This is a genomic window from Microbacterium sp. NPDC057944, assembly GCF_042887445.1.
In the GTDB taxonomy this organism is placed as follows: Bacteria; Actinomycetota; Actinomycetes; order Actinomycetales; family Microbacteriaceae; genus Microbacterium; species Microbacterium natoriense.
Window position 1 is genome coordinate 1349119 of sequence record NZ_JBHVPJ010000001.1, and the last position, 13413, is coordinate 1362531.

10 protein-coding genes and 1 riboswitch are annotated in these 13413 nt (G+C 70.2%); of the genes, 6 read left to right on the forward strand and 4 right to left on the reverse strand.

Annotated features, from left to right (window positions below; all coding sequences use genetic code 11):
* Nucleotides 1–25: 25 nt before the first annotated feature.
* Nucleotides 26–2062 (reverse strand): ATP-binding cassette domain-containing protein, encoded by a 2037-nt coding sequence (locus ACFVRO_RS06155; protein WP_386950375.1) that lies wholly within the window; start codon nt 2060–2062, stop codon nt 26–28.
* Between the two features lie 110 nt (nt 2063–2172).
* Between ACFVRO_RS06155 and ACFVRO_RS06160 the strand changes: the two genes are divergently transcribed.
* The 3 genes from ACFVRO_RS06160 to ACFVRO_RS06170 all read left to right on the forward strand — a co-directional run bounded on the left by ACFVRO_RS06160 (nt 2173) and on the right by ACFVRO_RS06170 (nt 7405).
* Entirely contained in the window at nt 2173–3234 is a 1062-nt protein-coding gene (locus tag ACFVRO_RS06160) for an enoyl-CoA hydratase/isomerase family protein (RefSeq protein ID WP_386950377.1), read from the forward strand.
* 191 nt (nt 3235–3425) lie between these two features.
* The gene (locus tag ACFVRO_RS06165; protein WP_386950380.1) at nt 3426–5153 is read left to right on the forward strand and encodes an ABC transporter ATP-binding protein; all 1728 of its coding nucleotides are present in this window, start codon (nt 3426–3428) and stop codon (nt 5151–5153) included.
* A gap of 50 nt (nt 5154–5203) precedes the next feature.
* Nucleotides 5204–7405, forward strand: coding sequence for an ABC transporter ATP-binding protein (locus tag ACFVRO_RS06170; protein WP_386951608.1), 2202 nt, complete (start codon nt 5204–5206; stop codon nt 7403–7405).
* Nucleotides 7406–7555: 150 nt separating this feature from the next.
* Here ACFVRO_RS06170 and ACFVRO_RS06175 read toward each other — a convergent pair whose 3' ends face one another.
* A complete protein-coding gene (locus ACFVRO_RS06175) occupies nt 7556–9106 on the reverse strand; it encodes a D-alanyl-D-alanine carboxypeptidase (RefSeq protein ID WP_386950383.1) in 1551 nt (516 codons plus the stop codon).
* Between the two features lie 82 nt (nt 9107–9188).
* A riboswitch (TPP riboswitch) is annotated at nt 9189–9300 on the forward strand.
* On the opposite strand from ACFVRO_RS06175, the gene ACFVRO_RS06180 reads away from it, so the two are divergent.
* The 3 genes from ACFVRO_RS06180 (at nt 9291) to ACFVRO_RS06190 (ending at nt 12195) form a co-directional block, all read left to right on the forward strand.
* Nucleotides 9291–9938, forward strand: coding sequence for an ECF transporter S component (locus ACFVRO_RS06180; protein WP_386950385.1), 648 nt, complete (start codon nt 9291–9293; stop codon nt 9936–9938). It overlaps the preceding riboswitch by 10 nt.
* Nucleotides 9935–11395, forward strand: coding sequence for an ABC transporter ATP-binding protein (locus ACFVRO_RS06185; protein WP_386950388.1), 1461 nt, complete (start codon nt 9935–9937; stop codon nt 11393–11395). Before ACFVRO_RS06180 ends, ACFVRO_RS06185 begins: the two co-directional genes overlap by 4 nt.
* Nucleotides 11392–12195: an energy-coupling factor transporter transmembrane protein EcfT gene (locus ACFVRO_RS06190; protein WP_105674237.1), complete on the forward strand. Its 804-nt coding sequence runs from the start codon at nt 11392–11394 to the stop codon at nt 12193–12195. The genes ACFVRO_RS06185 and ACFVRO_RS06190 overlap by 4 nt, the downstream gene beginning before the upstream one ends.
* A 1-nt stretch (nt 12196) precedes the next feature.
* Here the strand turns inward: ACFVRO_RS06190 and ACFVRO_RS06195 are convergent, their stop codons facing one another.
* Nucleotides 12197–12922 carry a phosphotransferase gene (locus tag ACFVRO_RS06195; RefSeq protein WP_386950391.1) on the reverse strand — a complete coding sequence of 242 codons (726 nt, stop codon included), beginning with the start codon at nt 12920–12922 and terminating at the stop codon, nt 12197–12199.
* Nucleotides 12919–13290: a DUF488 domain-containing protein gene (locus ACFVRO_RS06200; RefSeq protein ID WP_386950394.1), complete on the reverse strand. Its 372-nt coding sequence runs from the start codon at nt 13288–13290 to the stop codon at nt 12919–12921. The genes ACFVRO_RS06195 and ACFVRO_RS06200 overlap by 4 nt, the downstream gene beginning before the upstream one ends.
* Nucleotides 13291–13413 lie beyond the last annotated feature (123 nt).

Below are 13413 nucleotides of genomic sequence, written 5' to 3' on the forward strand. Positions count from 1 at the left end.
GAGGGGTTCGTCGTGTCAGCGGCGTTCAGCCGTGGTGGTGGTCGTGGTGCTCGCCGTCGTGGCGCTCACCTTCGGGGTGCTCAGCCTCGTGGTGCTCACCTTCGGGGTGCTCACCTTCGTGCTCGTGGCCCTCGTGCTCGTGGTGGTCGGAGGCCTGGTCGCCCTCGGCGGGATTCCCCGCGTCATGCGCAGCCTCGTCGGAAGAGCTTTCGCCGTCAGAGGTCGGAACAGTGTCGATCACTCCGGTCGTGGCGACCGACCAGTGCGCGCCCTCGTCCTGCCCCTGCTCATCGCCCGTGGGCGCCTCGCCGAAGGGGTAGTCCTTCGGCTCATCCTCGTAGTAGGCGCGAGCCGCGGCGGCGAGCATCGACGAGACGGCTGCCGCCCGAGGGTCGGCATCCTCTTCGCTCGTGGTTTCCGACGCTTCGTCGCCCGCGGTCTCCGAGGCTTCGTCGCCCGCGGTCTCCGTTGCTTCGGATTCCGTTGCTTCGGTGTCGGATGCCTCGGACTCGGACTCGGACGGCTCGGATGCTGCGGTCGTGTCCTCCGAGGAGTCGAGGCCCTCGAAGACCTCGAGGCCGGAGTGCTCGGCGCCCTCGTCGGCATCGTGCGGCTCGGTGGCCGTCTCGCCGGTGTCGGCAGACGCGGTGCCGAACAGGATCTCGTCGAACGAGGGTCCTCCGGGGACGTCTGCAGAGGGTGCCTCTTCGGTCTCGGTCGGCTCGGCGACCTCGCCCTCCGCCTCTGCGGCGCCGGTGTCAGCGTCGTCGTCTGTCTCGTCGTCGGCCGCATCGGCCGTGTCCTCGGCATCCGCTGCGTCTGCGGCGTACCCGAGCTCAGCGGCGGCGTGATCGACATCGGCCGCGGCATCCTCGGCGTCCGCTGCGGCATCGACCGCGTCGGAGGCGGCATCGGCCGCATCCTCCGCAGAGGAGGCCTCGGCGATCGCCGCTCCCGCGCCGGCGGTCAGCACGGCGGCGGCCAGCGGGTCTCCGGGAACGGACTCGGCCTCCAGCGGCAGCACGTCCACGGCGGCGGGCGCGTCGACGGAGGGTTCCTCAGTGGGCCCCTCCTCCACAGGGGCTTCGTCGGCGGCGTCGTCCGCAGCCGACGCGGGCGCCTCGGGTAGCACGAGCTGCGAGGCGACGGCCTCGGCGTGCGGCGCGAGCTTGCCTCCGCGCACGAGATCGATGAACACGTCCTCCAGCGTCGGTCCGCGCTGCACGAGGGTGCTCAGTGCGACGCCGGCGGCCGCTGCGACCGATCCGACGGTCTTGGCGTCTCCGCCGCGCACGGTGAGACCCGAGCGCAGCACCTCGACCTCGAACCCCGCGGCGGCGAGAGCGGAGGTGAGAGCGGCGCGATCCGCGGCATCCACCACCACCGAACCGGCTGCGGGGTCGGCGAGGCTCTCGATGCCGCTGGACAGGACCAGCTGGCCCTTCGACAGCACGAGCACGTGATCGGCGACCTGCTCGACCTCGCTCAGCACGTGCGAGGAGACGAGGACGGTGCGACCCTCATCGGCCAGGCGGCGCATCAGCAGGCGCATCCAGCGGATGCCCTCGGGGTCGAGGCCGTTGGCCGGCTCGTCGAAGACGAGGGTTCCGGCGTCGCCGAGCAGGGCGTGCGCGACGCTGAGGCGCTGCCGCATCCCGAGGGAGAAGCTGCCGATACGGCCCTCGCCCTCACCGTCGAGGCCCACGAGCGCGAGCACCTCGTCGACACGGGAGAGGGGGATGCCGTTGGCCTTCGCGGCGATGGTCAGCTGCCTGGCCGCCGTGCGCCGAGGGCGGTAGACCGTCTCCTCGAGCACCGAGCCGATCGTGCGCAACGGGGTGCGCAGGTCTGCATAGGGCACGCCGCCGATCGTGGCCGTACCGCTGGTCGGGCGCACCTGGCCGAGCAGGATGCGCAGCGAGGTCGTCTTGCCGGCTCCGTTCGGGCCGAGGAAAGCGGTCACGACACCGGGCTCGACCCGAGCGGAGAAGTCGGACACCGCCGTCACATCGTTGAAACGCTTCGTGACGCGCGTGAACTCGAGCACCTGTCCGTCGGGCATCCGCGACCTCTCCTTGCATGGGCAGTTCTGTCTATCCTGCCGGAAAAGCCGCAGGATCGCGCATTTCCCGGTGAAAAGGGCACCTCGGAAACGGGAGTAGCCTGGCTCTCGTGACCGATCCCACCGTTGCTCCGCGCGTTCTCGTCCGCACCGAAGGAGCCCTCGGGCGGCTCACGCTCAACCGCCCTGAGGCGATCAACGCCCTCGACCACGACATGATCGTGCAGCTGACAGCGGCCCTCGACGCCTGGCGCGACGACACCGACGTGCAGATCGTCGTCCTGGACGGCGAAGGCGAGCGGGGTCTGTGCGCCGGCGGTGACGTCCGTGCGCTGCACGCGCAGATCGTCGCGGGGAGGGCGGAGGAGACCGCGCAGTTCTTCCGGGCCGAGTACGCGCTGAACGCGATGATCGCCGAGTACCCCAAGCCGGTCGTGGCGATCGCCGACGGCATCACGATGGGCGGCGGCATCGGCCTCGCCGGTCACGCGGCGATCCGCATCGTCACCGAGCGCTCGACTCTGGCGATGCCGGAGACCCGCATCGGCTTCACCCCCGACGTCGGCGGCACCTGGCTGCTCGGGCGCGCCCCCGGCCGCTTCGGGGAGTACTTCGGCCTCACCGGCGGCACCATGAACGCCGCGGATGCCGTCTACCTCGGCTTCGCCGACCACTTCGTGCCCTCCGACCGGCTGGAGGCGCTGCGCGAGGCCCTGGCCTACCGTGCCGATCCGACCGGGCCGGCGGAGATCGTGCTGCTCTTCGATGAGACGCCAGAGCCGTCCGTCCTGCCCGCATCGCGCGAGTGGATCGACGAGGCGTTCTCCGCACCGACGGTCGCCGAGATCGTCGAGCGTCTGAAGGCGCAGGGCACCACGGATGCCGCGGCGATCGCCGACCTGCTGGAGGGCCTCGCCCCCACCGGTCTCGCCGTCACGCTCGACGCGGTCCGCGAGGCCAGGGACCTCCCGGGTCTGCGCGCGGCACTGGAGGGCGAGTACCGCAGGGTGCTGTGGTTCGTGAACGAGCACCCCGACCTCGTGGAGGGCATCCGCGCGCAGCTGGTCGACAAGGACCGCAACCCGAAGTGGAACCCGCCGACCATCGCCGAACTGGCTCCGGATGCCGGGGCCGACGCGCGGGCGTACGTGCCGGAGCTCCCCCTGTTCTGACATCGGTCCTGTTGTTCTCCCGAGTGCACAAACCGCAGACCGCAGCGAAATAAGGTTCGCTGTGAGCGAAGGTCCCCCCTCAGGGGGATGCGAATGTCCGTGGCACGTGACAATCTGTGATGCGGCTGATTGTCGGTCGGCATCCGCCAGCCGAGAAATCCGCTGTTCCAACCCCTCAAGGAAGTCCGCCTGTGCTGGGAAAAATCCTCGTCCGCTATCTCTCCCGATATCGATGGCTGCTCGTTGGCGTCCTGGTGTTCCAGTTCGCCAGCGCCCTCGCGTCGCTGTACCTGCCGAACCTGAACAAGGACCTCATCGACCAGGGCGTCGCGCAGGGCGACACCGCGTACATCTGGCGCACCGGCCTGTTCATGCTCGTCGTCTCGCTCGGCCAGATCGTCGCGTCGGTCATCGCGACCTACTTCGCCGCCAGGGCCGCCATGGGGGCCGGCCGTGACATCCGCGCCGACGTCTTCGCCAAGGTGAGCGGATTCTCCGAGCGCGAGGTGTCGCAGTTCGGCGCCGGCTCGCTCATCACCCGCAACACGAACGACGTGCAGCAGGTCCAGATGCTCGCCATGATGGGCGCGACGATGTTCGTCACCGCGCCTCTGCTCGCCATCGGCGGCATCATCATGGCCGTCGTGACGAACGCCAGCCTCAGCTGGCTGATCGCCGTCTCCGTCCCGGTCATGCTGATCATCGCCCTCTTGATCATCAGCCGCATGGTGCCGCTGTTCCGGAGCATGCAGAAGAAGATCGACAACGTCAACCGCATCATGCGCGAGCAGCTCACCGGCGTCCGCGTCGTGCGCGCCTTCGTGCGCGAGGAGATCGAAGAAGAGCGCTTCCGCGGCGCGAACACCGACATCATGGTGGTCGGCCGCAAGATCGGCTCCCTCTTCGTGCTCCTGTTCCCGCTGTTCATGCTCGTGCTCAACGTCACGGTCGTCGCGGTGATCTGGTTCGGCGGCATCGAGGTCAACTCGGGCACCGTCGAGATCGGCACGCTCTTCGCGTTCATGCAGTACATCGGCCAGATCATGATGGGTGTCATCATGTCGAGCTTCATGGCGATGATGATCCCGCGCGCCGCCGTCTCGGCCGAGCGCGTCGGCGAGGTCCTCGACTCGACGTCGAGCATGACGCGCCCCGAGCACGGCGTCAGCGACTTCCCCGTCCCCGGAGCCGTGGCCTTCGACGCCGTCGAGTTCACCTACCCCGGTGCGGAGTCGCCTGTCCTGCACGGCATCAGCTTCGCCGCGGAACCGGGGGAGACCGTCGCGATCGTCGGATCCACCGGTGCGGGCAAGACGACACTCGTCTCCCTGATCCCTCGGCTTTTCGACGTCACCGGAGGCGCCGCCTTCGTGGGCGGGACCGACGTGCGCGAAGCCGACGTCGACGCGCTGTGGCAGAGCATCGGCCTGGTGCCCCAGCGCCCGTTCCTCTTCACGGGCACCGTGGCGTCGAACCTGCGCTACGGCCGTGAGGACGCGACCGATGAAGATCTCTGGCATGCGCTGGAGATCGCACAGGGGCGCGACTTCGTCGAGGAGATGCCCGACGGGCTGAACTCGCGCATCGCCCAGGGTGGCACGAACGTCTCGGGCGGTCAGCGCCAGCGCCTCGCCATCGCCCGTGCGATCGTGCACCAGCCGCAGATCCTCGTCTTCGACGACTCGTTCTCGGCGCTCGATCTCACCACAGACGCCCGCCTGAGACAGGCGCTGTGGCGGGAGCTCCCGCATGTCACGAAGATCGTCGTCGCGCAGCGCGTCTCGACGATCACGGATGCCGATCGCATCGTCGTCCTTGAAGGAGGAACCATGGTCGGCGTGGGCACCCACGAGGAGCTGCTCGAGACCAACGACACGTACCGCGAGATCGTCGAGTCGCAGCTGGGGGTGGACGCATGAGCGCGCAGAACCCGTCGACCCCCGAGAAGCCGCAGAGCCGTCGGGAGCGCATGGCGGCGGCCAAGGCCGCCGCGACCGTCGAGCCCGAGCTCACCGAGGAGGAGAAGTACGAGGCCGAGCTCGCCGAGCAGGCCCGTCAGAACTCGGGGGACTGGGACAGCGTCGCGCCGGGCAAGGCCGACAACTTCGGACCGAGCTTCAAGCGGATGATCGGGCTCCTCAAGCCCTCCGCCGTCTGGTTCGTGTTCGTGTCGATCCTCGGCGCCATCGGCGTCTTCCTCTCCGTGGCGGCCCCGAAGGTCCTCGCCGAGGCGACCAACCTCGTCTACGCGGGCTTCTTCTCCAACGAACTGGGACGCAAGACCGACACGTTCCCCGGGTTCCCCGTCGGGACCCCGAAGAGCGAGGTCGTGGAGCAGCTGCGCCAGTTCGGCCAGGACGACTTCGCCAACCAGGTCGCCGCGATGCGCGACTTCAAGGTCGGCGACGGCATCGACTTCGAGGCCATGCGCTGGATCATCCTCGCGGTGCTGGCGATCTACGTGGTCGCCGCACTCCTCAGCTGGATCCAGGGCTACGTCATCAACGTCATCATGGTGCGCACCATGTGGCGCCTGCGCGAAGACGTCGAGGCGAAGATCAACCGTCTGCCCCTGTCGTACTTCGACAAGGTGCAGCGCGGTGAGCTGATCTCGCGGGTCACCAACGACATCGACAACATCACGCAGACCATGCAGCAGTCGCTGTCCGGCGCCCTGACCTCCGTGCTCACGGTGGTCGGCGTGCTGATCATGATGTTCTCGATCTCGTGGCAGCTCGCGCTCGTCGCCCTGATCGCGCTCCCGCTGATGGGTGTCATCTTCGGCGTCATCGGCCCGCGTTCGCAGAAGGCCTTCGGCCAGCAGTGGCGCAAGGTCGGACGCCTGAACGCCCGTGTCGAGGAGGCCTTCTCCGGCCACGCGCTGGTCAAGGTCTTCGGACGCGAGCAGGACGCTCTCGACAAGTTCCAGGTCGAGAACGAGGAGCTGTTCCAGTCGGCGTTCAAGGCGCAGTTCCTCTCGGGCATCATCATGCCCGCGATGACCTTCGTCGGCAGCCTCAGCTATGCCGCCCTCGCGGTGCTGGGTGGCCTCATGGTCGCCAACGGCCAGCTGCGCCTCGGCGACGTGCAGGCGTTCATCCAGTACTCGCAGCAGTTCTCCCAGCCGCTGGCAGAGCTCGGCGGCATGGCAGCGGTCGTGCAGTCGGGAACCGCCTCCGCGGAGCGCGTCTTCCAGCTGCTCGACGAAGACGAGCAGGAGCCGGATGCCGACGACGCCCCCACGGTCGTCGACGGCAAGGGCGTCATCGAGTTCGAGAACGTCGCGTTCTCCTACTCGGAGGACCGTCCGCTCATCACCGACCTGTCGTTCCAGGTCGAGCCAGGGCAGACCGTCGCGATCGTCGGCCCGACCGGCGCGGGAAAGACCACGCTGGTCAACCTGATCATGCGGTTCTACGAGCTCAGCGGCGGACGCATCCTGCTCGACGGGCAGGACATCGCGGACATGACCCGCGACGACCTGCGCTCGCGCACCGGAATGGTGCTGCAGGATCCGTGGCTGTTCGCCGGGAGCATCCGCGAGAACATCCGCTACGGCCGCTCCACGGCGACCGACGACGAGGTGCTCGCCGCCGCGAAGGCGACGTACGTCGACCGGTTCGTGCACGCTCTCCCCGAGGGCTACGACACGGTCCTCGACGAAGACGCGTCGAACGTCTCGGCCGGCGAGCGCCAGCTCATCACCATCGCCAGGGCGTTCGTCGCGCAGCCGTCGATCCTCATCCTCGATGAGGCGACGTCGGCGGTCGACACCCGCACCGAGCTGCTGCTGCAGCACGCGATGGCGGCGCTCCGAGAAGGACGCACGTCCTTCGTCATCGCGCACCGCCTGTCGACCATCCGTGACGCCGACCTCATCCTCGTGATGGAGCACGGCGACATCGTGGAGAAGGGCACGCACGACGAGCTCATCGCCGCGCAGGGCGCCTACTGGCGTCTGTACCAGTCGCAGTTCGAGCAGGCCGCGGCCGACATCGACGCCGAAGAGGCGCTCACCGGAACGACCCCCGTGGTCGTCGCCGGCGACGCCGAGGCCGAGGCCGATGCCGCGCGCGTCGGCGCCTCGGTCGGCGCGCAGAGCCCGGCAGCGGAGGTCGCCTCGGCGGAGTCGCTCATCGAGCGTTCGGACTCCGGCGACAACAGGGCCTGAGTTCACCGCGAAAGCCCCGCCCCGGTCACTCGGGGCGGGGCTTTCGCGTGCTCAGGGCTGTGTCCCGGAGGTTGTGCGTCTGGGGCTTTCGCGTGCTTCGGGCTGTGCGCTCCGGGGCCGTGGGCCCTGGGTTTGTGTGCCTGGCTCCGACTAGCGCTTGACGGAGGTCAGGCCGAAGAGCTCCAGGGGGTGGGTGAGACGCCACCAGGCACTGGGCCCCTCGAGCTTCTTCTTCAGAGTGAGCGGCGTCGTCGCCGTGTCGAGGGGGCCGGCGACGGTCAACGTGCCGACCTCGGCGCCCGCCTTGCTCTTCTCGCCCAGATCGAACTCGGGCGTCGCCTCCGCCGCGGCGGCGTCCCACAGCACGACCTCGGCGTCGGCATCCGTCACGATCTCGGTGGACGCACCCCACAGGGTGTCCACCTCTCCGACGACGGTTCCCTTCGCCACCGCGGGGGCCTCGGCCTGCAGCGCGTCCTCGACCTGCGAGAACAGGGACCGGGTCGACGCGAGACGCATGTCGTCATCGGCCTGCGTGAGCACCGAGGCGTAGAGATGCACGGTCGTGCCGTCGACGACCACGTCCTTCGCGGTGAGCAGATTCCAGCTCTCGTGAAGGGTGCCGGTCTTGATGCCGACCACACCGGAGTCCGACAGCATCCCGTTCGTGTTCTTCACGAGTCCGGCGCCCGGCAGCTCGACCGAGGGCGTGCCGACGATCCCCGCGAACACGGGGTTCTGCATCGCCCGCTCCGCCACGGCGATCAGCGCCTCGGGGGTCGCCGTGTTGCGCTCGTCGAATCCGGAGGGCGAGAGGATCGTGATGCCCTGGATGCCGCGATCTCTGAGCCAGGTCGCCGCGGCGTCAGCGAAAGCCTTGTCCGAGCCCCAGATCTCCTTCGCGAGGCGGTCGATGTAGTTGTTCGCCGAGCCGAGCAGGATGCCCTGCAGCATCTGGAACTCCGTCAGGGAACCCCCGACGGGCACGTCGAGCGCCGACTGGTCGCTGCGCTTGTACGCGAGATACGACTGGCTGTCGGCCTTGGTGAAGGAGAAGGACGGACCCTGCTCGCCGACGGCGAGCGGCATCTGATCCAGCACCATGAGCACGCTGACCACCTTGGTGATGCTCGCGATGACGGCCGGATCCGGCGACGAGGCGACCGTTCCGATGCCCTGGATGCCGACCGCCGCACTGCCCTGCGTCGGCCACGTGATGGCCGCTGCCGGAGCGGCCGTCGCCTGGAACTCCGCCGTCTTCACGGTCGGCGCGACCTCGTGCAGCGGCCACAGCAGGGTCGTGCCCGCGTAGGAGGCGGCCAGTGCGGCGAGGATGCCGATCGGCACGAGCACGCCTGGACCCGCCGCGGCGGGGCGCAGCCGGGCGCCCGTCCAGAGCGCGGCCCCAGGTTCGCGCACCTGATCGCCGTCGAGCGTCGCCGTCGGGGAGTGGTCGGCGACGGATGCCGCATCCACCCAGGTGAGTGCGGTCGCCGCTCCGCCCTCGCTCGCCCACTGAGCGGCGGGGGCCTCTGCGTCCGCGACCAGCTGCTCCAGCTCGGAGTCGTGAGCCGCAGCATCCGGGATCGCTGGTACCCGGTCGAGCTCCGCGTCGATGGCCGACGTGTCCGCGTCTGCGGCGGCGTCGATCGGGGCATCGCCCAGGGGAGCGGTGGCCTCGGCGGAGTCAGGAGCGGTCACCTGCTTACGGTACCGAACTCTCCCGTGAGAACCGCGGTGCCGCAACAGGGGAGCGCGGAGTGTCGGCACTGGGTATGATCGAGAGCACAACCACGGGAGTCCGGCGAGCCGGGCTGAGAGGGAGCGAATCGCGCTTCGACCGTCGAACCTGATCCGGATCATGCCGGCGCAGGGAGGAGTTCAGATGAGTACGTCCACGCACCGGTCCCGCACCGAAGCGGCATCCACGGCCACAGGCCTGCGCAACGCACAGCTCTGGCGGTGGCGCGTCGTCGACATCGTCGTGGCCAGCGTCGTCGCCGTCGCCTGCGCGGCGATCTTCCTGCTGTGGAACGTCGGATACGTGACCCCGAGCGGGGCCCTCGAGGCGCTGCTCCCCGGCGTCCAGGGACTGCTCGCCGGTCCGTGGCTGATCGCCGGAGTCCTCGGCGGGCTGATCGTCCGCAAGCCCGGCGCCGCGCTCTACACCGAGCTCGTCGCCGCGATCATCTCGGCGCTGATCGGCAACGCGTGGGGGCCGCTGACCATCGTCTCCGGACTCGTGCAGGGCCTCGGCGCCGAGCTGATCTTCCTCGTGTTCCTGTACGGCGTCTGGCGTCTGCCCGTCGCGATGCTGGCCGGCGCCGGCGCGGGGCTCGCGTGCGGCATCAACGACCGCATCCTCTGGTACCCGGGGGCGGACACGCTCTTCACCGCCGTCTACATCTCCTCGACGACCATCTCCGGTGCGGTGATCGCCGGGCTCGGCGCCTGGCTGATCGCCCGCGGACTCGCCGCCACCGGCGCCCTGAGCCGGTTCGCGGCCGGCCGCGAGGTCACCGCACGAGTGTGACCGCCCGGGTGAACCCCGCCGCGCTCGATGCGCGCGGCTGGGGATGGCGCTACGCCACCCGGCTGCGCTGGGCCGTGCGCGAGGTCGAACTGCGAATCGAGCCGGGGGAGCGGGTGCTTCTGCTCGGCGCCTCCGGCTCGGGCAAGTCCACGCTGCTGCAGGGCTTCGGCGGCGTGCTCGGCGGCGCCGACGAGGGGGAGACGCACGGAGCGCTCCTCGTCGACGGCGTTCCCGCGACGGAGAGCCGGGGCCGCGTCGGGATGGTGCTGCAGGACCCCGACACGCAGACCATGCTCGCGAGGGTCGGCGACGACATCGCCTTCGGATGCGAGAACCTCGGCGTGCCCCGCGAGGAGATCTGGTCGCGGGTGCGCGAGGCGATGGATGCCGTCGAGCTCGACGTGCCCCTCGACCGCTCGACAGCGGCGCTCTCGGGAGGGCAGAAGCAGCGGCTGGCGCTGGCGGGCGTGATCGCGATGCGCCCCGGAGCGATCCTGCTCGACGAGCCGACCGCCAACCTCGACCCCGAGGGGGTGCGGGATGTGCGGGATGCGGTCGCCGCCGCCCTCGACGCGACCGGGGCGACCCTCGTCGTGATCGAGCACCGCATCGACGTGTGGCTGCCCCTGGTCGACCGGGTCATCGTGCTCGGCGCGGAGCCCGAAGGCACCGTCGTCCTCGCAGACGGGACTCCCGACGAGGTGCTCGGCGCGCGCGGCGCCGAGCTCGCCGCATCCGGGGTCTGGGTGCCCGGTCATCCGCCGGCCGTTCCCCCTCCGCCGGCGCACGGACCGGGTGAGCTCCTGCTGCATGCGCACGCGCTGACTGTGGCGCGCAGCCGCGGCATCCAGGTCGCCGGTCCCTTCGACCTCGACGTGCACGCGGGGGAGGCGATCGGCATCACCGGCCCGAACGGGGCGGGCAAGTCGACCTTCGGGCTCACGCTCGCGGGTCTCATCCCGGCGGAGACCGGGCGGGTCGTCGCCTCGGCAGCGCTGTCGTCGGGGTCGGGAGACGACCCCTTCCGCTGGACGTCCCGCGCGCTGCTCACCCGCATCGCGACGGTGCTGCAGACCCCCGAGCACCAGCTCCTCGCGAAGACCGTTCGGGAGGAGCTCGCCGTGGGCCCCCGCGCTCTGCGGCTGGACGAGGCGGAGATCGCCCGACGTGCCGACGAGCTGCTGGAGCGTCTGCGGCTGACCGCGCTCGCCGAGGCGAACCCGTACACGCTGTCCGGTGGGGAGAAGCGTCGTCTCACGGTGGCCGCCGCTCTCGCCACTCGCCCGCAGATGATCGTGCTCGACGAGCCGACGTTCGGGCAGGACGCCACGACCTGGGCCGAGCTCGTCGCGATCATCGCCGGCCTGAGAGACGACGGCGCCGCGATCGTCGCGATCAGCCACGATGAGGCCGTGCTGCGCGCCCTGCGCGCCCGCAGGCTCGAGGTGGGCGCATGATCGATCCGCTCACCGCCCGCATCGAGCGCCGCGGCCCCATCGCTCCGCGCTCGGCGCTCGCCAAGCTCGCCGCGGCGCTGCTCATCGCGGTTCCGCTCATCCTCTCGATCGACGTGGTGTCGGCATCCGTCGCCCTGGTCCTGGAGATCCCCCTGCTGCTGCTCGCGGGCCTCGGCGCACGCGAGTTCTGGACCCGCACCGCGGTGCTCTGGATCGCGGCCCCGCTGAGCGCGGTCACGATCGCCCTGTACGGAGCGCAGAGCGGCGAGGTGCACTTCGAGTGGCTGCTGATGAGGGTGAGCGACGGATCGCTCGCGCTCGCCGCCGCCACCGCAGTGCGCGTGCTGGCGATCGGCCTGCCCTCCGTGGTGCTCTTCGTCACGGTCGATCCCACCGACCTCGCCGACGATCTGGCGCAGCGGCTCCGGCTGCCCGCACGCTTCGTCGTCGGAGCCCTCGCCGGAATGCGGATGCTCGGACTCCTCGCCGACGACTGGCGGGCTCTCGCGCTCGCCAGGAGGGCGCGAGGTGTCGCCGATCAGGGTCGCATCCGCCGCACCCTCGGCATGGCGTTCGCGCTGTTCGTGCTCGCGATCCGCCGCGGCTCCTCGCTCGCCACGGCGATGGAGGCCAGGGGATTCGGGGGAACGGGTCCGCGGTCGTGGGCGCGGGAATCGGTGTGGACCCGGCGCGACACCGCGCTCCTGCTCGCGTGTGCGGTGATCCCGCTCGTCGCGATCGCCGCCGCCGTCGCGACCGGCTCCTGGAACTTCGTCATCGGCGCGGGCGGGGCGTCGTGACTCAGGTCCTGTTCCACAGCCGCCGGTAGTAGGCGAGCCGTTCACGGTCGGGCTCCACGCCGTACGCCTCGATGAGGGTGTCGGTCCAGCCCGGGCCGGCGTTCCACTTCGTGCTCATCGCGGCGACGGCGATGTCCGCCCAACGGTCGGCGACTCCGATCGCGGCGAGGTCGACGTGCGCGACGGGGCGGCCCGCATCGTCCAGCAGCGTGTTGGGCATGCAGGCGTCGCCGTGGCACACCACGAGCCTGTCGACCGGAGGGGGCGTCCGCAGCTTCTCCGGCACGATCACGCCGCGCGCGGCGGCGCCGCTGATGCGACCTGCGACGCTCCACGCCCACGGGCACTCGTCGACGGGAAGGCTCGCATGCAGCATCCGGAGGCCCTCGCCCACCGCGCGCACGGCCCGTTCCGGATCGTCATGCCAGCGGGGATCCACGGCGCTGCGTGCATCGAGCGCCACCGTGACGAGCCACTCGTGCTCGGCGTCCTGCCCCTGCTCGATCACCTCGGGGACGGTGATCCACCGGCGTGCCCAGCGCATCCGCTCGGCCTCGTCCCGCATGTTCGCCTCGGCGTCGTGCGGTCCCCACTTGATGTAGCGGTCGTCGTCGGTGCGGAAGGTCAGCCCGCCGATGCCGTTCACCCACACCGGTTCGAGACCGGCGCCGCCCGCGAGCTCGAGAACCCGTGCGGGTACGGGGAGATCGAGGGAGGGGTTGCTCACGCATCCATCCTGCCGTGCGCCCGCAGCGCCTCCTCCAGCACGGCGGCGTGGTTGTGCACCGGGTCGTGCGCCGCGTACACGAGGGTGACGACCGGATGCGGGCGCAGAGCGGCGGCGAGCTCGCGCAGCGCCTCCGCCGACTCGTGCGCGAGCTGCGCGCGGTACCGATCGGCGTAGACGTCCCACTCGTCGTCGGGAGCCGCGTGCCAGTCGCGGCGGAGGTCGGGACTCGGCGCGGTGTCCTTCGCCCACAGGTCGACGGCGGCGCGCTCCTTCGAGACGCCTCGGGGCCACAGCCGATCGACGAGCACGCGGAAGCCGTCGTCGGCCGAGGCGGTGTCGTAGGCTCGCTTGCGACGCAGTTCCATGCGTCCAGCACACACCACCCACGGTCGCTTCGGCAAGGACGCCGACGACGGATGCCGTGACACTACGAGTCACGTACACTGAGACCGCGTATCACCAGCGGTTGCAACGACGTTCGAAGGAGA